Here is a 19,761-nt window from a genome sequence, read left to right as displayed (position 1 = left end):
TCTTTTCACGCCGATTTGGGCGAGCCTTGCTTGCTTAAACCCCCGGCGCGGTCCAATGCTCGGACCGAGCAGATAAGAAACGCCGCAACAAGATCGGGACCAAGCATGTTCCTTAGCCGCAACGCCGCCGGCGCGCTGCCGGGCATCGTTATTGCCCTTGTCGCAACCATGGCGACCCCGCTTTTCGCCGAGCGCGCGCCGGTGCCGCGACCGCCCATTCGTGCGCTGGCGATCCCGGCGACGCTTCCCGCGCAAAATGCCACCGTCCCCGCGACGGCGCTGACCGCCCTTGGCACCACCGCCTCGACCGCCGGGCAGGCTCAGGGCAAGCAGGCGCTGCGCTCGATCTCGGCCGCCGAAATCGAGACGGCGACCTATGACGGCGGCGATCTGCCGCCCGGACAATCGGCCCTGACGGCCAAGGTGCAGGTGTTGCTGGACCGTTCGGGCATCTCGCCGGGCGTCGTCGACGGCTGGCGCGGCGGCATGAGCGAAAGTGCCGTCCTGGCCTTTCAGCGCCGCGCGGGGCTGCCGATGACGGGGCGCATGGACCACGCGGTCTGGGATCTGCTGCGCGGCTTCGCCGCCGAGCCGGTGACGGGATCCTATACCATCACCGAAGCCGACGCCCAGGGCTTGGTGGACCGCATCCCCACCGACTACGCCGAAAAGGCCGCGATGTCCTCGCAGGGCTATACCAGCGTGCTGGAAAAGCTCTCGGAGCGATTCCACATGGACGAGAAGTTCCTGGCCAAGATGAACCCCGGCATCAGCTTCCAGCCCGGCCAGACCATCGGCATCACCTTGCCCGCCAAGCCCATCCGCGCAACGGTGACGCGGATCATCGTGGACAAGGCTACCCGCCGCGTCGCCGCCTATGACGCGCGCGGCAATATGGTCGCGGACTATCCGGCGACGGTCGGCTCGTCGGACACGCCCTCGCCGCATGGGACGCATGTGGTGAACGCGGTGGCGCTGAACCCGACCTATACCTACAATCCGCAGCGCAATTTCAAGCAGGGCAACAACGACCGGGTGCTGATCGTGCCGCCGGGACCGAACGCGCCGGTCGGCAATGTCTGGATCGACCTCAGCGAACCCACCTATGGCATCCACGGAACCCCGACCCCCTCGCAATTGTTCGTCAACCAGTCCCACGGCTGCGTGCGGCTGACGAACTGGGACGCATGGGAGCTGGCGCATATGGTCAAGGCCAAGGTCACGACGGTTGAGTTCCTGGCCCCCGGCATCGGCATCGCCGACGTGACCGGCGGTGCGGCACCCGCGCCGGTGGCCGCGCAGGTGCGGGCGCAAAGCGCCCTGGCCGCGACCCGGCCGCCGATGCGCACGGCAAGCGTCGCGGCGCGGGGCGCAATCGCCGGGACAGGCCAGGCGGCGACGGCTTCACCGCCCGCACAGACGATCCCCGCGCAGGCGGCGACGGCGCCCCCCGCGCCGGACGCGGTGTCGACCGGACAGGCCGCGCCCGCCGCCGTGGCGCAAGGCGAATCGCTTTCCGACGCGCTGGCACGGGCCGAGGCGCTGGCGGATCAGATGCTGGCGCGGGAACGGCAAGCCGCGGTGCCATCGGACACGCCGGCAAGCGGCCAGATCCCGCCCACGCTGCCGAATCAGGGTCTTTGATGCGCCGGGCCGTGCGGCAAGGCATGGCTCTGCTCTTGATCACCCTGCCGGCGCTGGCGCAGGAGGCTCCGCCCCCCGCGCCGGGCCGCGAGGCACCCATGGACGCGGAACGGCCCGCGCCAAGGCCCTCCCCGCCCGAAAACACCCCACCCGAAAACGCCCCACCCGAAAACGCCCCACCCGCGAAGCCGCGTGAGGAACCGCCCCCGTCCGAAAGCGCGGCACAGCCGGACCCCGACGCGCGCGCCATGCGCGAGACCCTGCGCGAAAAGGATTTCCCCTATTCCGCCTGCCTGCTGGATCTGACGCTGCTGGGCGCCCGTTACCGGGAAGAGCCGCCCATCACCGACCCCGATCAACGCGATTGCGGAATCGCCCGCCCGATCCGGCTGGATGCGCCCCTGCCCGGCATCGAGATCGCGGGCGGCGCCGTGATGCGCTGTGAAACCGCCTGGCACCTGGCCCATTGGCTAAGGGATTTCGTGCTGCCCGCCGCCGCCCTGCTGCCCGGCGGCATCCGGCCCGTGGCCATTGAGCCGGGCACGACCTATCAATGCCGCGCGACCGTGGGCGATGCGACCGAAAACCTCTCGGAACATGCTTTCGGAAATGCCTTCGATGTCTCGGCCCTGCGCTTTTCGGATGGCTCGCGGTTCCAGATCCAGCCCCGCCAGGGCAAGGGCGACATGGCCGAGGCGTTCCAGGCGGCGATCCGGGCCTCGGCCTGCCTGCATTTCACCACGGTGCTGGGACCGGGGGCGAACGCGGCCCATGACGACCACCTGCATCTGGACATCAAGCCGCGCAAAAATGGCTGGCGTTTGTGCCAATAATTCAGCGGCGGATACGGTCCAGTTCCAGATAGACCGGATCGAAGCGTCCGATCCGCGCCAACCCCACCCAATCCAGGATCTGCACCTCTTGGCCGACCCAGCGGATCAGCCGGCTGTCGCGCAGATCGCGGACCGCGCGATTGATATGGATCGGGGTATAGCCCAGGATGCCGGCCAACTCTTTTTGCAGCAGCGGCAGGGTAAAGCTGTGATCCCGCGCCGCGCCGATGCTGGCCAGCCGGGTGTAGATCTCGCAAAACAGATGCGCCAGATGCCCGCTTGAACGCAGCGAGGCCGAGGCGACCAGCCATTGCCGGTGAATCGACGCGTCGATCACGGTGGACATCCACAACAGCCGGGTCAGATGCGGGAAGTTCTGGGTGATGTCGCGCAACTCGTCATGATCGACGAACTCGACCTCGGACAGACCCAGCGAAACCACGTCATGTTCCAACCCCGCCAGGACGAAGCCGTGCAGGTCCACGAAATCGCCCGGCACATGCAGCGCGGTGATCACCCGTTCGCCCGGACGGCTGGCCAGGTCATGCTGGCGCGCTGACATTCCCCGCAGCATCATGCAGCTGCGATCCGCGATGACGCCCTTCGGGACGATCACCTCGCCAGGGCCAAAGCTTTGATGCGTGGTGCGGATCGCGCGCAGCCTGTCGATGTCCTTGGCGCCAAGCTGATCGCGACGTTGCAGATAGCGGACGAAGTATTCGGTGATGGCCATCGTCTTCCTCATCTCGCGCACCCAAGATTGTCGACCCGGCCCGGCGGGCGCAATCCCAAGGCGGCAGGCTTAACATTCATCAAGCCCGCATATTCCCTTTTTTGCCAAAGACTCAGCAGAGGCATCTAACGCGGCGCGGGAAGCCCCAGCGCCTCGGCCAACAGTCCGAAGCTTTGGCGCGCATCCCTGGTCCGTTGGGTAAAGAACGCATCAAGGCCGGGGTAGATCCGCACGGCCTCGTCAAGCTTCGCATCCGAGCCCTGGGCATAAAGCCCGGCGCGGATCATCAGTTCGGATTCGGCATAGGTGCCAAGCGCCGCCCGCGCCCGTGCGATCAGGGCGTTTTCCGCCGCGTTCGCCGCCTGCGGCAGCGAGCGCGAAACCGAGCGCAGCACATCCACCGCCGGAAAGCGCCCGCGCTCGGCGATGGCGCGGTCCAGGACGACATGGCCGTCCAGCACGCCGCGCAGGATGTCCGCCACCGGCTCATCCATGTCCGACCCCGCGACCAGCACGCTGAAGATGGCGGTGATGTCGCCCGCCCCGACCGCCCCCGGACCGGAGCGCTCGGCAAGCGACATGATCAGATGCGAGGTCGAAGGCGGATAGCCCCGATAGCTGGGGCTTTCACCAGCGGCCAGCGCGATCTCGCGATGCGCCTCGGCCAGGCGGGTGATCGAATCGGCCAGGAACAGGACATGCCTGCCCTGATCGCGGAAATGCTCGGCCACCGTCATCGCGGCCCAGGCGCAGCGCCGCCGCGTCAGGGGAGACTGGTCCGAGGTCGCGGCGATGACCACCGCCCGCGCCATCCCCTCGGCGCCCAGCGTTTCCTCGACGAATTCGCGCAGTTCCCGGCCCCGCTCGCCGATCAGCCCGATGACGACGACATCCGCCGTCACCCCCTTGGCCAGCGCGGAAAGCAAGGTGGACTTGCCGACGCCGGAGCCCGCGAACAGCCCCACGCGCTGTCCCCGCACCAAGGGCAGGATGGTGTCGAAAACCGCAAGCCCCGTATCCAACCGCTTTCCCAGCCGCCCCCGCGAGGCCGCGGGCGGGGGCGGACTGCGAAAGCTCCGCTCGGCAGCGCCGGGGCTTAGCGGGCGCCCATCCAGCGGGCGGCCATAGGGGTCGATGATTCGCCCGATCCAACCATCCGAGGGCGCCAGATGCGGGGCGAAAAGCAGCTCGGCCTCGGTTCCGATGGACAGGCCCTCGACCGGGCCTTCGGCCAGGACACCCGCCATCTGCGGCGTCAGCGAAACCACCTCTCCGAACAGGCCATCCCAGGAGCGCATTGAAAAGATTACACGATCCCCGACCGACGCGTGACTGTTCAGCCCCGAGACCATGATCAGCCCGCCCTGAATCGCGCTGACCCGACCGAAATGCCGCGTCATCCGCACTCGCTTCATCCGCGCGATGACCGATTGAATTTTATCCATTCCGCGAGCCCCGAATTTCGCCCGAAGCGGGCCTGATGAAAGAGTTTTTAAACCTATTGGAGTTAAGACCCGGTTATCGGAACTGAGGAGAAGCCTCGATGTTTGACCGGATCGAAACCCTCCGCATGGCTGGCGCGCTGACCACCCATGCCTCGGAACGCCAAAGGCTGATCGCGCGGAACGTGGCGAATGCCGACACGCCCGGCTTCAGGTCAAAGGATCTGGGCCGATTCGCTGAAACCTATCGAAGCGACGCCGCGACCGCCATGCGCGCGACCCGGCCCGGCCATGCCACCGGCATCACCTGGGGCGACACGCCCCGCGCCCACGATGGCGGCGACGAACCGGCGCCGAACGGCAACAGCGTCTCGCTTGAGGAAGAGATGATCCGCACCGCCCAGGCGCGGCGAGAGTTCGACGTTTCGGTGGCGGTCATGCGCTCATCCTTGTCGATGATCCGCACCAGCCTTGGCCGCAGGACGTGACCGCCATGACCCAGCCGCTTTCCGCCATCGAACTTGCCGCCTCCGGGATGCGCGCCCAGGCCGTGCGCCTGCGCCATGTGTCCGAGAATATCGCCAATGTGGATACGCCCGGCTATCGCCGCAAGCTGGTCTCGTTCGAGCCCGAGGCGGATTTCGGCCGCGCCACCGGGGCCGTGCAGACCAGCCCGACCCGGCTTGATCCACGCGACCTGCCCGAAATCTACGACCCCGCGAATCCGATGGCCGACGAGAGCGGCTATTACCACGGCTCGAACGTGGACCTGGTGGTCGAGATCGCCGATTCGCGTGAGGCCGCCCGCAGCTACGAGGCCAATCTTCGCGTCTTCGAACAATCCCGCCAGATGAGCAGCGCACTGCTGGATCTGATCCGCCGCTGAAAGGAAGCGCCATGATCGCATCGACACTAGCCGCCAGCGCCTATGACCGCGCCCGCCCCGCCATCGCCCCCGCCGAGGGCTTGCCCCAGGGTGTCACCAACGCCGCCGCCGATTTCGCCAAAATCATGGAGCAGGTGGATATTTCCGCCACCGGCGCGATGACGGGCAGCTCGGACACGCATCAGCTTGTCCAAAGCATCGCCCAGGCCGAAGTCGCCCTGGAAACCGCCGTGGCCATTCGCGACAAGGTGGTCGAGGCATATCAGGAAATCCTGCGGATGCCGGTCTGAACCATGGACGAGAACGCGATCTTCGACATCACCCGCCAGGCGCTCTGGATCGCCGTGCGCATGTCGGCGCCGATGCTGGCCGTGGCGCTGGTGGTGGGCGTGGCGATCGGGCTTTTCCAGGCACTGACCTCGGTGCAGGAAATGACGCTGACCTTCGTGCCCAAGATCGGCCTGATGCTGGTCGTGTTCTGGGTCAGCATGAGCTTCATGACAGCAACCCTGGTCAGCTTCTTCCTGGACCAGCTTCTGCCCATGATCGCGGCGAGCTAGGCCATGGATAACGCGATCTATGCCTCGCTGACCCGCCAGTCCGGCCTGATGCGCGAGATGCGCGCCATCGCCAACAACATGGCCAACGCCAGCACCACCGGCTTTCGGCGCGAGGGGGTGCTGTTTTCCGAATACATGGTGCCGCTGGACTTCAACGGCGAAACGCTGGCCATGGCGAATGTCCGGGGCCGGATGGTCGATCTTGGGCAGGGCGCGATGACGCTGACCAACGGCACCTACGACCTGGCCATCGACGGCGAGGGCTTTTTCATGGTCCAGACGCCCCTGGGCAACCGCCTGACCCGTGCCGGCGCTTTCCAGCCCAATGCGGAAGGCGAGTTGGTCAACCCGGACGGCTACCTGCTTCTGGACGACGGTCAGGCCCCGATCGTGATCCCGCCCGGCACGCGCGGCGTGGGGATCGGGGCCGATGGCACGGTGTCGGCCGATGGGCTGCCCCTGGGCCGGGTGGGGGTCTTTGCCAATCCCGACCCGGCGGACCTGCGCCATGTCGCGGGCACGCTTTTCGACGCCGGCGACGCGCCCGAGCCTTTGGACGATGCCAAGGTCCGCCAGGGCTTTATCGAGGATTCGAACGTCAACCCCGTGACCGAGATCGCCCGCATGATCGAGGTCCAGCGATCTTACGAGCTTGGCCAGTCCTTCCTGGACCGCGAGGATCAACGGATCCGCCAGGCCATCACCTCGCTCACGCGATGAAAGGAACCGCAAGATGAAGGCCCTGCAAATCGCCGCCAGCGGCATGAGCGCCCAGCAGATGCGCGTCGAGGTCATCTCGAACAACCTCGCCAACATGTCGACGACCGGCTACAACCCCCGCCGCGCCGAATTCGCCGACCTGCAATACCAGCAGGCGACGCGGCCCGGCACCCTGACCGCCACCACCGGCGCTATGGTGCCGGCGGGGGTGCAGCTTGGCCTGGGCGTGCGCCCGGCCTCGGTCGCGGTGATGCTGGCCCAAGGCTCTTCGATGCAGACCGGCAGCGATCTGGACGTGGCGATCGAGGGTAGCGGCTATCTTGAGGTGACGATGCCCTCGGGTATCTCGGGCTATACCCGCGACGGCAGCCTGAAACGCTCGGCCGAGGGGCAGATCGTCACCTCCGAAGGCTATCCGGTCGTGCCCGACATCACCATCCCGCAAGAAGCGAAAAGCATCTCGATCTCGCCCAGCGGCGAGGTGATGGCCTATTTCGACGACCAGGTGGACCCCGAGAACCTGGGCCAGATCACGCTGGCGAATTTCATCAACCCCAAGGGGCTCGAAGCCATCGGCTCGAACCTGTTTCTTGAGACCACGGCCTCGGGCGCGGCCCAGGTCTCGGCGCCGGGGCAAGACGGGCTGGGCACCTTGCGCGCGGGCTATCTTGAGGAAAGCGCCGTCGATCCCGTGCGCGAGATTACCGAACTGATCAAGGCGCAACGCGGCTACGAACTGAACTCCAAGGTGATCACGGCGGTCGACCAGATGCTGGGCGCCACGGTGCAGGTGCGCTGATGCTGCGGATCCTGGCTTTCGCCCTGTTGCTGCCGCTGCCCGCCATGGCCGACGCGGTGATCGCGGCCAGGACGCTGCGCCCCGGCATGGTGCTGGCCGCAAGCGATGTCATGGTCGCAACCGCGGTGGACGGCCCCTTCTCGCGGCCCGATCAGGTCGTCGGGCAGCAATTGCAGGCTATGGTCTCGAAAGGGCGCCCGATCACGCCGGCGCAGCTTTCCGCCCCCATCCTGATCGAGCGCAACCAACTGGTCACGCTGGTCTATGACCGCGCCTCCCTGCGCATCGAGGCCGAGGGCCGCGCCCTGGGTCCCGGCGCCGTGGGCCAGGTCATCCGCATCATGAACAACAATTCGCGCGTCACGGTCTCGGGCCGGGTCGCCGCCGATGGCACTGTCGTCATCGGCCAGAACTGAGGGAATTTTTTCATGCGTCAGAATGCGCTTTTCCTGTCCCGCCTGACCCTTGCCGCGATGGCGCTGACGGCCGGGCTGTCGGCCTGCGGCCGCGTCTCGAACGTGGGCCGGGTGCCCGAGATGACCCAGGTCGATGCGGGCCGCGAGTTTCAGGCCCTGGCAGCGCCCGATGACGGCATGGATAGCCTGCCCGCGCGGCCCGACAGTTCGGCCTCGCTTTGGACCACCTCGCATAATTCTCTGGTCTCGGACCGGCGGGCATCGAATCGTGGCGACATCCTGACCGTGGTGATCGAGATCAACGACCAGGCCTCGATCCAGAACAGTTCCGGCCGTAGCCGCAGCGCATCGGACAAGGTCGGCATCCCCTCGATGGCGGGCATTCCCCAGCGCATCGACGATATGCTGCCCGAGGGCGCCAGCATGGACGAGTTGGCCGAAGCCAAGGGGTCCTCGACCTTCAAGGGCAGCGGCAACATCACCCGCAAGGACAAGATCACGCTTCGCGTCGCCGCGACCGTGACCGAGCGGCTGCCGAACGGCGTCCTGCGCATCGAGGGCTCGCAAGAGGTGCGGGTGAATTACGAGGTCCGTGTCCTGACCGTCAGCGGCTTCGTGCGCCCGCAGGATATCGGGCGCCGCAACGAGATCGCCTATGACCGCATCGCCGGGGCGCGCATCTCTTACGGCGGGCGCGGCCAGATCAGCGATGTGCAACAGCCGCGCTATGGTCAGCAGGTCGCCGATATCATCCTGCCCTATTGAGGTTCTTGGAATGAAAAAGATCCTGCTTCTGCTTCTGCCGGTTCTTGCCTTCATCGGCGGCGCGGTCGGCGGCGACATGCTGAAACCGGGCGAGGCCGCCGAGCCCATCCCCCATGCCGAGGGCGCCCCCGCCGATGCCGCGCATGGCGCCGAGACCGGCCATGACGCCACCGACGAAAGCAGCGCCGCCTCTTTCCGCTTTCCGAACCAGTTCTTCGTCCCCATCCTGCGCAATGGCGCCACGCTGGGGGTGATGGTGCTGACCCTGTCGCTTGCGATCCCCTCGGACCTGACCGCCGATATCGAGGCGAAAGAGGCCGTGCTGCGCGACGCCCTGCTGAACGCGCTGCTGATCGAGGCCAACACGGGCGGGTTCGACGGAAATTTCACCTCGGAACCCAGCCTGAGCCGGCTTCGCGCATCGCTTCTGACAGCCGCGAAAAGGGCTGGGGACGCCAGGATCTCACGCGTGCTGATCGAGGATATTGCCCGGCAGGACCAGTAGAACTGGAATCCGGCGCCGCCCAGGTATAGGCCGGGGCGCGAAACGGCAAAGGATCCGCAAGTGCCCCAGCAGATCACCATCCTGATGGCGACCTATGACGGGGCGACCTATCTGGCGGCGCAGATCGACAGTCTGCTGGCCCAGACGGATCGCAACTGGAGGCTTCTTGTCTCGGATGACGGCTCCCACGACGAGACGCGCGCGATCCTGGACGGCTATGCCCGCGGACGCCTTGCGGGGCGTCTAAGCGTCATCGACGGGCCAGGACAAGGGGCGACGGCAAATTTTCTGAGCCTGATCCGTCAGGCCGAAACCGGCGACTGGATCGCCTTCTGCGATCAGGACGATATCTGGCACCCCGAGAAGCTGGCCCGCGCGCGCGCCTGGCTTTCGGGACAGGCCGGCCCGGCGGTCTATGCCGCCCGCACAACGATCTGCGATCAGGACATGCACCCTCTCGGTCCAGCACCGCATTTCCCCGGCCCCTTCGGTTTCCGCAATGCGCTTGTCCAAGCCTGCCTGCCCGGAAACACCACGCTGGTGAACGCACTGGGCCTGGCGCTTCTGCAAGCCGCCTCGCCCGCCGCCGAAGCCGCCGGGATCGTCTCGCATGATTGGTGGGTCTATCAGATCATGGCCGGCGCGGATGCCCGGATCCACCGCGACGCCGCGCAAGTGCTGCTTTATCGCCAGCATCCCGGCAATGTGATGGGCCGAAACGACACGACGAGCGCGCGGGCCGCCCGCGCCTCGATGTTGTTCGACGGCACATTCGCGGGGTGGCTGGCGGCGAACCAGGCTGCTCTGGAAGCGGCGGCGCCCCTCCTGAGCCTGCCCAACCGTCAGATTCTGAGGCATTTCCGCGAGGTGATGCAAGCGCCCGGACCGCTGGCCTTTTCCCGCATGCTGCGCATGGGCCTTTATCGCCAGACCAGACCCGCCAGCCTGGCGCTTTACCTGGCGGCCCTGGCTGGGCGATTGCGCGGACGATGACCTGCGCGGCCCGCTGATCCAAAGGCGGGCGTCGGCGGAAAAAGCAAGCTCGGGCATGGCCGTCGCAAGCGTGGCCCATTCCCCGACGGGCTTCGCAGATCCTCTCTGCACTTGGGCAGATCAACGACATGGCGCCCCGCACAGCGAGCACCGTCCTGAAACCCTAGTTGCAGCCCGGAAAATGCCCTGCCTGAACTGCACGATGCCCGCGAGGAAGGTGGAGCGGTCGATCCAACCGCCGTTTATGCGTTGACGAAAACCGGAACTGAAGCGCCGGCCAAGGGCTTCTTGGACCGTCGGCCTCGAATGGAGCAGGTCATCAATCGCCTGTCTGAGCCTGGCCATCATGGCCGTCCCTTCTTACCGCACGGTGAGCACGATCTTGCCCTGGATGTGCCCCCGCGCCGCGCGCTCGTGCGCTTTGGCCGCATCAGCCAACGGATAGGAACTGTCGATCACCGCGCGAATCGTGCCGGCATCCAGCAAGCGCGCGAGTTCCGCAAGCTGTGCGCCATTCGAGCGCACCTAGGTTGCCGAGACGGTGACGCCCAACCTCTCGGCCTCCTCGGCAGCCGAGAAACCCAGCGGAAAGATCGGGAACAGGGCCCCACCGCGCCTGAGCGTGCGCAGGAAACGCCCCGATCTCGGCCCCCCAACGGCATCCACGACAAGATCGACATTGCGAACGACGGCGTCGGCCTGCGTCCGGGTGTAGTCGATGAATTCGTCCGCGCCAAGATCACGCAAAAGCGCCTCATGCCTGCCAGAGGCCACGGCAATCACGCGCGCGCCCTTCCATTTGGCGAGCTGCACCACGAAATGCCCAACGCCACCGGCGGCACCGTTGACGAGCACGGTTCTGCCTTCAAGCGGCACCGGCTCATGCTGATCGGGCTGGAGCGGATTCAGTTCGTCATGTCCCAGTTCCACCAGAAACTGCCATGCGGTGAGCAGGGACATCGGTGCGGCCGCGGCATGCGCATGGTCGATGCCCGCCGGCTTGAGCGCGACCTCCAGCGCCGGCACGCCGACATATTCGGCATAGGCCCTGCCGCCGCCGGCCATGCCGCCCGGAAACCGGACCATCGAATACACCTCATCCCCGACCGAGAAGCCCTTGACATCATCGGCCACCGCAGCGACGGCACCCGAAATATCCGTCCCCAGGATCAAGGGAAAGGACACCTGCGGCCGCCACTCCGGCGGCAGCATCCTGTATCCGTCGCGCAGATACCAATCGGGGGGATTGATGCCTGCCGCGTAAACCCGCACAAGCACTTCCCCCGGCTTCAGTTCGGGTATTGGCGCATCTTCATAGCGCAACAGATCGGGACCGCCGAACGCATGTTGTCGCACCGCCTTCATCGTCCTGGCTGGCATGGCCTTGTCCTTTTGCAGAAATGAGCTATCGTGAACGGAACAGTGCTCCGAATATACGGAGCCATGTTCCGTTTATCAAGGAGCCTCATGCGCGCCGACGCGAAAAAGAACTACGACCAGATACTCGCGGTCGCCCGTGACATCTTCGCCGAACAAGGTGCTGATGCATCCTTGCGCGATGTCGCGCGACGGGCCGGCGTCGGCCTGGGCACGCTTTACCGACGTTTCCCGACGCGCGAAGCCCTGCTTGAAGCCTTGCTGCGCTCAAGCTTCGATGCGCTGGCGGCAAGGGCCAGGGGGCTGGAAACGTCTGATGCTCCGGACGACGCCCTGCTGTCGTGGTTGCACGAAACCATCGCGTTCACGCACGAGCACCGCGGAGTCATCGCGCCGATGATGCATGCCATCGAGGATGAAAGCTCCGCGCTGCACGCTTCCTGCGTCTCGTTGCGCGCGGCGGGTGCGGCCCTGCTTGCCCGCGCCCAGGCCAAGGGAAATGCGCGAAGCGATCTTGACGGGGCAGAGCTGTTCGATCTGATCGCGGCGCTTGCCTGGCTGCGCGAGCAGCCGTCGCACGCGCCCCGCGCCGATCGTCTTTTCCATGTGATTGCCGGCGCGATCCTGGCGAACCATCGTCCTGCCGACGATTCAAGATGCGGTGCCGGGGGAAACGGCTAGCGGCTACGGCACGCCAAGGCCCCGCCGCTTTCCGATTTCCCGACGCGCCGCCGCCTCGAAGCCCTGCGGGAACCAGGACGAACGGGGCGCGCCCGATCCTCGCCAATCCCCGGCCTTGGGCTTGCCGATCCGCATCGGCCGGGCACGAACAATCGGACACCGAGAAGCGGCCTGATCGGCATGAACTCGGCACAAGGGACCGCGCGGAAGGGGCGGGTCGACCTGGCCAATGACGCCAGCCGCTCCCGGCGCTTCAACCCATATCCAGCGGCTGCATTCCGCGCCGATAATAGACCAGCGGCATCTCGTCCCAGGTGTCATGGTTCGCGCCCAGGACATCCGCGAAGAAGACCCCATGCGTTCCCGCCTGATAAATGTCGGTCACGCAACAATCCAGCCAGGCCGAGGCGCCCTCGATCAGCGGGCTGCCGGTGATGCCGGTCTGCAAGCCGATGCCGCGAAAGCGCGTTGCCTGGTCCAGGCCGGGCGTGGCGAAGCGAATGGCGATATCCTCTTGCGAGCCGCCCAGGATATTGATCGCATAGACCCCCGATTTCTCGATGGCCGCATAGCCCCGGCTGTTGCGGTTCAGGCAGATCAGCACGCGCGGCGGCACGAAGCAGACCGAGGTGAACGAATTGATCGTCATCCCCACCGGCCCGTCGTCGTCGAAGCTGCTGGCGACGACAACGCCGGTCGGCAGCCGCGACATGGCCTGCCGCAGGTCCTCGGCGCTGACGATGGAAACGGGCTCGACGCGATCCATCTCAGGCCCCTTCCCGCGAACCGAGGAACTCCAGAAGGGCGGCAAGGATCGCGACATCCTGATAGGCCGCGAGGTTCAGGCGCGTCAGCGCCGATGCCCGCGCCAGCACCCCCGCCAGCGTCTCGCGGCCTTGATCATGCGCCGATGCCAGGGCGGCCAGATCGCCGTCATGCTCGATGAAGCCGCGCAGGGCGGCAAGGATCTCGGCCCGCTCGGCGCGCTCAAGGTCCAGGACCGGGCCGAGCACCTGGCGCAGGCTGCTTTCGCCCTGCCCGGCGGCCAGATCGGACAGAACCCGTGCCAGTCGCGGCGTATCGCCATGACAGGAAACCGCGCCCTTGCCGGCCCGCCCGATGGCGCCTTGCGACTGCCTGTAACCCTCGGCGATCCGGTCGATGCCGTTCAGCGCCAGGCTGACGCCGACCGAGACCTGCACGGACAGCAGCGCACGCAGCTTTTCGAACCGTGCATCCAGATCCCCTGCATCGTCGCGCAACAGCACCACGACATCGTTGTTCAACGCGGCGGCGGCGATGACCCCCAGCCCCGCCTCGGAGCCGCGCCCGATGGCGGTGGCGCAGCGAAAGGCGGCCTCGGGCGTCTGGGTGCGGATCGAGGCCACGCGCAGCGGCGTCCCGGCCGAGACCATCAGCAGATCGGCCAGGTCTCGGCGGCGCAGTTCGTTGGTATCGCGCGCGCAAAGCCCCAGCAGCGCCAGCGGGCGCACGACATCGACCATGCGCCCATCATGCTTCAGCATCCCCAGCCGGGTGGACATCAGGTCGGCCAGGCAGGCGATCAGCCGCATCGCCTCGACCTCGCGCGCGCTGACGGCGGGGGTGACGAGGATCGCGCCCGAAAGCCGCGCCGTATCCGGGTCGCGCGACAGCAGCCGGCCGGTGATCTCGCGCGTGGTCGCCTCGCCCGCCAGCACGGCGGAAACCGCGCCGTGCAACAGCTCCTTTTCGGCGGGCCCGGCGACCGCAGCCACCTCATGCCCCTCGCCGTCCACGATCAGCAGAGAGCGGTTCAGGGCCGAGGACACCACCCCCGCCAGATGCGCCGCGCGGGACGAGGATTTGCCGATGGCCGCATCCAGCAGCTTTTGCTGGGCAAAGGCGATGCGGGCGCGGGCGTTTTCCTGATCGCGCAGCGCGCGCATCCGGTCGGCGGCGGCGCGGGCATCGTGGCGCAGCGCCTCGATGCCCAGCGCGACGGCGACCACGCCGGCGGCGGCCTGCCACAGCGGGGCAGAGCCAAGGGTCTCGGCGGCGGCCGCCTCCGACAGATGGCAGACCGCGACGGCGATCACGTCAAGCGAACCGTAGCTGCGGCCAGAGACGGCCAGCGGCACGGCGACGCTCTCGACATGCCGGGTTGCCCCCTCTGCGTCGCTGCGGATGCCGCTGGCGGGGATCAGGCCGCGCGCGCCACTTTCGCGCGCCGCGCCAAGGGACCATTCCGCCCCCGGCACCTCGACCCAGCCATCGGCGCCGGCAACCGGCTCGGCATCCACCGGCAGGCCCCAGGGACCATCCGCGCGCAACCCGCCTTCGGCCGCGACCCACAGATCGACGGCAATCGCGCCGACCGCCTCGCGGATCAGCGCGGCGGTCCGGGCCAGCGTTTCGGCCAGCGGCAACAGGCCGCCCTTGCGGTGCAAAGCCTCGATCATGCGGGCGGTGTCGGATGTCGTCCCGGATGCGCTCATTCCGCGGCGCTCAGCGTCAGCCCCCGCGTTTCCAGCGCCCAGCGGCCCAGATCGCGTTCGCGGATGGTCAGCACGTCCTGCACGCTAAGCGTGCGGGCATTGCGCCAGAAGCGGTCAAGCCGATAGTGATTCGAACTGGACTGCCCGCCACACAGCACATGCATCTCGCCCCCCACCTCGGTCGCGGTGCGGATCGCCATCAGCTTGGCGGCGGCAGCCATCGACATCGCCTCGGGGCCGGAGACGCTCCCTTCCCCGCGCAGGAACTTCTCGGCCATGCGGGCCGATTGCAGCAGCGTCGATTTCGCGGCCATGACGGCGGCGGTATAGCGACCGATCGCGCCAAGGATCACCGGATCCTCGGTCGCGCCGGCATAGGACGCGCGGTTGCGCATGAAGTCGCACAGCGCGTCCAGCGCGCCCTCGGCGATGCCGACGGTCATGGCGGCCAGGTTGTTCTGGCGGTCCGGCGCCCCCCAGGGCACGGTGGTGCCCTGGGGCGACCAATGGAACCCGTCCGGCACGAAGACATCGTGATAGGTGACCGAATGGCTGCATGTGGCGCGCTGGCCCATGTTGTCCCAATCGTCATGAACCTCGATGCCATCGGTCTTCAGGTCGATCAGCACCTCGTGGTCGCCAAGGCGATTGCCGTCCCTGTCCAGCATCGCGACAGTCGAGTGCACATAGGTCGCGCCCGAGATGCCGGTGCCGAAATGCTTGGTCCCGCTGATGATCACGCCGCCATCCACCTTGCGGCAGGGCAGTTCGAACAGGTGGCGCACCTTGTAGCGTTCGGCCGAGGCATCGCAGAATCGCACCCGCTCGGACTTCATGCGCTGGATCAGCGTATCGCGCGCCCCGGCGCCAAGGGGCGAGCCCTCACGCAGGTAGTCATAGCTGTGCTGGCGCGTCACCAGCCAGATCTGCGCGGTCGAGCTTTCGCCGGCGGCGATTTCCATGATGATCCGGGTCAGCGCCGTCACATCGTCCAGCCGGTCATGCGAGGCGTTGCCGTCGTTGATCCCGATGGGCACGCCCAGCGTGGACAGGCCCGCATCCTCGATGATCCTCATGTTCTCGAATGGATAGGTTCCGGCGCGGTCGACTTGGGCCGAGGTCTTTTGCAGTTCGGCGCGGACGGCCTGGGCGACAGGGATGAAGTCCCAGGCACGGCTTTGGTTGGAAATCTGGGTCATGACTTGCTCCGAAGACTGCATGGCTTAGAGAATGGGTGCGATAGGGGCCGGCGGGGCGGCATCGCCCGCGACATATGTGCGCAGCGAGGGCGGCGAGGCTTGCAGAAGCTGGGCGACGTAATCCGATTGCGGGTTTTCGAACAGATCTTCGCAGGGGCGCTGCTCGACCAGATCGCCATAGAGCATCACCGCCACCTCGTCGGCGATGCTGCGCACCAGCGGCAACTGGTGGGTGATCATCAGGATGCCGACCTCCCCCGCATCGACGAGGCTGCGCAAGAGTTCGATGATCCCGGCCTGAACCGACACGTCGAGCGAAGCCGTCACCTCGTCGCACAGCAGGAACTGCGGCTCGCAGACCAGGGCGCGGGCGATGGCGACGCGCTGACGCTCACCCCCGCTAAGCTGGCCGGGATAGCGGTGCCACAGCGCCTCGGACAGCCCCACGCGGTTCAGCGCGCGCTCGACGCTGGCATGGCTCTGGGCGGCGGTTTCGCGGGGAAAGACGGTGCGGCGCGCGTTCAGCACGCTGCCATGGGCGCGGCGCTTGGGGTTCAGGCAGGCATGAGGGCTTTGGAAGATATACTGGATGCGGCGATGCGCGTCGCCGTCACGCTCGCGCACGCCCACCGCCAGTTCCCGGCCATCCAGCAGCACCTGCCCGGCGCCATAGCGGTTCAGCCCGATCACCGCCTTGGCAAAGGACGACTTGCCGCTGCCGGATTGCCCGACCAGCGCCAGGCATTGCCCGACGCGCACCTGCAAGCTGACGCCGTGGACGACCTCGGTTCCGCCATAGCTGACGCGCAGGCCGCGCGCCTCAAGGACCGGGCCGGTCCCGGCGGCACGCTTTTGGACTGCCGCAAGCCCGCCCAGATCCAGCGGCCTGACCGCCTCGCTGCGGATGCAGCGGGCGAAATGCCCCTCGCCCACCTCGTGCAGAGCCGGCATTTCGCGGGTGCAGGCGCTTTCCGGGATCGGGCAGCGCGGCTGATAGGCACAGCCCGAGGGGCGGTCGTCCACGCGCGGCGGCTTGCCGGCGATGCCCTGCAACCGGCTGGGCCGCGACATGTCGGGCGAGGCTTCCATCAGCCCCTTGGAATAGGGATGGCCGGGCTGGCGCAGGACATCGCGCAGCGGGCCTTGCTCAATGATCCGGCCCGAATACATGACGCAGACGGTATCGGCCAGTTCCGCGACGATCTCCAGGTCGTGGCTGACAAAGATCACCGCCGTCCGCTGCGAGCGCGCCAGCGCCACGATCAGTTCCAGCATCCGGCGCTGCACGATCACGTCCAGCCCGGTGGTCGGCTCGTCCATGACCACGACGCTGGGATCGCCGCTGAAGGCGCAGGCGATGGCCAGCCGCTGCTGCTGGCCGCCCGACAACTCGTGCGGAAAGCGGCGCAGGAATGTGGCATCGGTGGGCAGTCCCACGCCCGTCAGCAGGGTCGAGATACGCTTGGCGATCTCGGCCTTGCCGGCCGAGGTCAGGCGGTGGCGCAGCAGTTCCTCAAGCGTGCGGCCGACGCGGCGGGCGGGGTTCAGCGCGGTGCTGGCATCCTGCGGCACATAGGAAATCACCCGGCCGCGCAGATGGCGGCGCTGCGCCTCGTTCAGGTCCAGCAGGTTCCGGCCCCCGACGACGACCTCGCCCTCCAGTGTCAGATCCGGCGGGGCATAGCCCAGCAAAGCCTGCGCCATCGTCGATTTGCCTGAACCGGATTCGCCGACCAGGCCCAGGATCTCGCCCACCGACAGCGACAGCGAAACCGCCTCCACGATGGGCGCCCCGTTGCGCAGCCGCACCGTCAGCCGGTCGGCACGCAGCACCTGGGCTTTTGCGGTCCTGTGCGGGGCAGTCGGCATTTCCATCACATATGCACGCTTTGATCCAGATAGCGCCGGGTCAGCCCGTCGGTGACAAGGTTCACGCCCACGCAGACGGCGACGATCGCCATGACCGGCAGCACGACACCCCAGGGTTGCAGTTCCAGCCCGCTCTGGTTTTCGGCCAGCATCACGCCCCAGTCGGGGTTGAAGGGCGACACGCCATAGCCAAGGAAGTGAACGGCGGTCGCCAGCGACAGCGAGGCGGTGAAATAGATCGGGACCAGCGCCAGCATCTGCGGCACGACATTCGGCGCGATTTCCTGTGCCAGCAGGCGCCAGCGGCTGGTGCCGATGCTGACCGCCGCCTGAAAGTAATCCGACAGCGAGACCGAGACCGCCGCCACCCGGATGATGCGCGCGACCGGCGGCACCAGCACCAGCCACAAGACAAACAGGACCGCCGCCTCGCCCGCATCGGTGCCGGTCATGACGACCAGGATCAGCACCAGCGGCGGGAACATCATCACCCCGTCCAGCACGCGATACAGAATGTCCACGCCCCGCCCGCTGAACACGCCCCCGGCAAGCCCAAGGATGCTGCCCAGAAGCACCGCCCCCAGCGAGCCCAGCGTCGCGATCAGCAGCAGGTGCCAGCCGCCATGCAGAAAACGGCTCAGAACGTCATGGCCTTCGAAATCGGTGCCGAAGGCGGTCATATCGCTGGGCGGCGCCAGCGGCATGTCCACGAAGTCGATGGGGCCATAGGGGCTGAACCAGGCACCAAGGATGCCGATCAGCAGCACCGGCACCACCAGCGCGATGCCGATCCAGCTACGCAGCGGCAGATAGGCGAGTGTGCTCAGGAAAGCTGCTCTCATGCGCGGCGGGTCCTGTCTTTCGGGGTCGCCAGCCGGGCCAGCACGTCCGACAGGATGAAGACGCAGACCACGGCGACGGCGATGCTGACCGTCAACGCCTGCACGACCTGGATGTCGCGGTTACGAACCGCCTGGTTCAGCGCGCTGCCGACACCGGGCAGGCCGAACAGCATCTCGACCACGACGGCGCCGCCAAGCGTGTCGGCCAGCGCCACGCCGATGGCCTGGATGCTGGTCGGCATGGCGTTGGGCAGCGCCTGGGAAAAGATGACGTTCCGCTCGGGCAGGCCGTTCAGGCGGGCGCTGGTGATATAGCTGCTTTGCATCACGTCGCGCATGGCGGCGCGGGTGTTGTAGATCACCACCGGCGCCACGCTTAGCGCCAGGGTCAGGGCGGGCAGGACGAACAGCGGTAGTTGCCGCCACAGCGGCCGCTCGGGCGAGATGGCCGAGATCGCCGGAAGGATCGCCCAGATCGAGGTGGCGAAGATCAGCGTCAGCAACATGCCGGTGACCACGTTCGGCACCGCGCCGAAAACGATGGTCAGGCTGGCGACGGCGCGATCCATCATGGATCCGGGGCGCACCGCCGACAGAACCGCAATCACCACCGAAATCGGATAGGCGATGACGCTGGCCATCAGCACCAGCACCCCGGTCACGGCGAAGCGGTACGAAACGAAATCCCAGACCGGCATGCCATTGACCAGCGAGGTGCCGAAATCGCCCCTCACCGCGCCTTGCAGCCACAGCAGGTAACGCTCCCATCCCGGCAGGTCCAGCTTCAGTTGCTGGCGCAGTTCCGCGATACGTTCCGGGCTGGCCTCTTGCCCAAGGATGACGCGCGCGGTGTCGCCGGGCAGGATCTGCGTCGCCAGAAAGACGGCGATGCTGATGACAAGCACCGTGACCGCGCCATATCCGATGCGGCGCAGCACGAAGCCGGACCAGCTTCGCGGCTGCAACCAGCCGCTAAGCCGCGCGCGCAAGGTCGTCGGGGCGCCCCGCATCGCCGTCCGC

21 protein-coding genes and 1 pseudogene are annotated in these 19,761 nt (G+C 67.1%); 13 read left to right on the top strand and 9 right to left on the bottom strand.

The window, feature by feature from the left end; translation table 11 throughout:
* Positions 1-105: 105 nt before the first annotated feature.
* Positions 106-1,644 carry a L,D-transpeptidase family protein gene (locus QM682_RS05525; protein ID WP_415127915.1) on the top strand — a complete coding sequence of 513 codons (1,539 nt, stop codon included), beginning with the start codon at positions 106-108 and terminating at the stop codon, positions 1,642-1,644.
* Positions 1,645-1,667: 23 nt separating this feature from the next.
* Complete coding sequence (locus QM682_RS05520; RefSeq protein ID WP_415127913.1) at positions 1,668-2,477, top strand: extensin family protein; 810 nt, start codon at positions 1,668-1,670, stop codon at positions 2,475-2,477.
* Position 2,478: 1 nt separating this feature from the next.
* Here QM682_RS05520 and QM682_RS05515 read toward each other — a convergent pair whose 3' ends face one another.
* Positions 2,479-3,210 (bottom strand): Crp/Fnr family transcriptional regulator, encoded by a 732-nt coding sequence (locus QM682_RS05515; protein WP_415127911.1) that lies wholly within the window; start codon positions 3,208-3,210, stop codon positions 2,479-2,481.
* Between the two features lie 125 nt (positions 3,211-3,335).
* A complete protein-coding gene (locus tag QM682_RS05510; protein WP_415127909.1) occupies positions 3,336-4,655 on the bottom strand; it encodes a FliI/YscN family ATPase in 1,320 nt (439 codons plus the stop codon).
* Between the two features lie 98 nt (positions 4,656-4,753).
* Between QM682_RS05510 and QM682_RS05505 the strand changes: the two genes are divergently transcribed.
* Genes QM682_RS05505 through QM682_RS05460 form a run of 10 tightly spaced genes read left to right on the top strand, consistent with a single transcriptional unit; the run spans position 4,754 to position 10,296 of the window.
* The gene (locus tag QM682_RS05505; RefSeq protein ID WP_415127907.1) at positions 4,754-5,140 is read left to right on the top strand and encodes a FlgB family protein; all 387 of its coding nucleotides are present in this window, start codon (positions 4,754-4,756) and stop codon (positions 5,138-5,140) included.
* 5 nt (positions 5,141-5,145) lie between these two features.
* Complete coding sequence (gene flgC, locus QM682_RS05500; protein WP_415127905.1) at positions 5,146-5,538, top strand: flagellar basal body rod protein FlgC; 393 nt, start codon at positions 5,146-5,148, stop codon at positions 5,536-5,538.
* An 11-nt stretch (positions 5,539-5,549) separates the two neighbouring features.
* Positions 5,550-5,828, top strand: a complete 279-nt coding sequence (fliE, locus tag QM682_RS05495; protein ID WP_415127903.1) for a flagellar hook-basal body complex protein FliE — start codon at positions 5,550-5,552, stop codon at positions 5,826-5,828.
* Positions 5,829-5,831: 3 nt separating this feature from the next.
* Positions 5,832-6,098 (top strand): flagellar biosynthetic protein FliQ, encoded by a 267-nt coding sequence (locus QM682_RS05490; RefSeq protein ID WP_415127901.1) that lies wholly within the window; start codon positions 5,832-5,834, stop codon positions 6,096-6,098.
* 3 nt (positions 6,099-6,101) lie between these two features.
* Positions 6,102-6,818 (top strand): flagellar hook-basal body complex protein, encoded by a 717-nt coding sequence (locus QM682_RS05485; protein ID WP_415127899.1) that lies wholly within the window; start codon positions 6,102-6,104, stop codon positions 6,816-6,818.
* Between the two features lie 13 nt (positions 6,819-6,831).
* A complete protein-coding gene (flgG, locus tag QM682_RS05480) occupies positions 6,832-7,617 on the top strand; it encodes a flagellar basal-body rod protein FlgG (RefSeq protein WP_415127897.1) in 786 nt (261 codons plus the stop codon).
* On the top strand, positions 7,617-8,033 hold the full coding sequence (gene flgA, locus QM682_RS05475) for a flagellar basal body P-ring formation chaperone FlgA (RefSeq protein WP_415127895.1): 417 nt from the start codon (positions 7,617-7,619) through the stop codon (positions 8,031-8,033). Before flgG ends, flgA begins: the two co-directional genes overlap by 1 nt.
* 12 nt (positions 8,034-8,045) lie before the next feature.
* Positions 8,046-8,798 carry a flagellar basal body L-ring protein FlgH gene (gene flgH, locus QM682_RS05470; RefSeq protein ID WP_415127893.1) on the top strand — a complete coding sequence of 251 codons (753 nt, stop codon included), beginning with the start codon at positions 8,046-8,048 and terminating at the stop codon, positions 8,796-8,798.
* Positions 8,799-8,808: 10 nt separating this feature from the next.
* Positions 8,809-9,303, top strand: a complete 495-nt coding sequence (locus QM682_RS05465) for a hypothetical protein (RefSeq protein ID WP_415127891.1) — start codon at positions 8,809-8,811, stop codon at positions 9,301-9,303.
* Positions 9,304-9,363: 60 nt separating this feature from the next.
* Entirely contained in the window at positions 9,364-10,296 is a 933-nt protein-coding gene (locus QM682_RS05460; protein ID WP_415127889.1) for a glycosyltransferase, read from the top strand.
* 360 nt (positions 10,297-10,656) lie between these two features.
* Here the strand turns inward: QM682_RS05460 and QM682_RS05455 are convergent.
* Positions 10,657-11,661, bottom strand: a pseudogene (locus tag QM682_RS05455) (NADP-dependent oxidoreductase).
* A gap of 102 nt (positions 11,662-11,763) precedes the next feature.
* On the opposite strand from QM682_RS05455, the gene QM682_RS05450 reads away from it, so the two are divergent.
* Complete coding sequence (locus tag QM682_RS05450) at positions 11,764-12,354, top strand: TetR/AcrR family transcriptional regulator (RefSeq protein WP_415127887.1); 591 nt, start codon at positions 11,764-11,766, stop codon at positions 12,352-12,354.
* 253 nt (positions 12,355-12,607) lie between these two features.
* Here the strand turns inward: QM682_RS05450 and QM682_RS05445 are convergent, their stop codons facing one another.
* Genes QM682_RS05445 through QM682_RS05420 form a run of 6 tightly spaced genes read right to left on the bottom strand, consistent with a single transcriptional unit; the run spans position 12,608 to position 19,751 of the window.
* Entirely contained in the window at positions 12,608-13,120 is a 513-nt protein-coding gene (locus QM682_RS05445) for a flavin reductase family protein (RefSeq protein ID WP_415127885.1), read from the bottom strand.
* A gap of 1 nt (position 13,121) precedes the next feature.
* Entirely contained in the window at positions 13,122-14,831 is a 1,710-nt protein-coding gene (locus QM682_RS05440) for a hypothetical protein (RefSeq protein ID WP_415127883.1), read from the bottom strand.
* Positions 14,828-16,030, bottom strand: coding sequence for an acyl-CoA dehydrogenase family protein (locus QM682_RS05435; protein WP_415127881.1), 1,203 nt, complete (start codon positions 16,028-16,030; stop codon positions 14,828-14,830). Before QM682_RS05435 ends, QM682_RS05440 begins: the two co-directional genes overlap by 4 nt.
* 24 nt (positions 16,031-16,054) lie before the next feature.
* A complete protein-coding gene (locus QM682_RS05430) occupies positions 16,055-17,899 on the bottom strand; it encodes an ABC transporter ATP-binding protein (protein WP_415127879.1) in 1,845 nt (614 codons plus the stop codon).
* Between the two features lie 5 nt (positions 17,900-17,904).
* Positions 17,905-18,741: an ABC transporter permease gene (locus QM682_RS05425; protein WP_415127877.1), complete on the bottom strand. Its 837-nt coding sequence runs from the start codon at positions 18,739-18,741 to the stop codon at positions 17,905-17,907.
* A complete protein-coding gene (locus tag QM682_RS05420) occupies positions 18,738-19,751 on the bottom strand; it encodes an ABC transporter permease (protein ID WP_415127875.1) in 1,014 nt (337 codons plus the stop codon). The genes QM682_RS05425 and QM682_RS05420 overlap by 4 nt, the downstream gene beginning before the upstream one ends.
* Positions 19,752-19,761 lie beyond the last annotated feature (10 nt).

It is taken from the genome of Paracoccus sp. (in: a-proteobacteria), assembly GCF_047605025.1.
GTDB lineage: Bacteria > Pseudomonadota > Alphaproteobacteria > Rhodobacterales > Rhodobacteraceae > Paracoccus.
The sequence above is the reverse complement of the archived record's forward strand: the minus strand, read 5'-3'. Positions and strand labels throughout refer to the sequence as shown.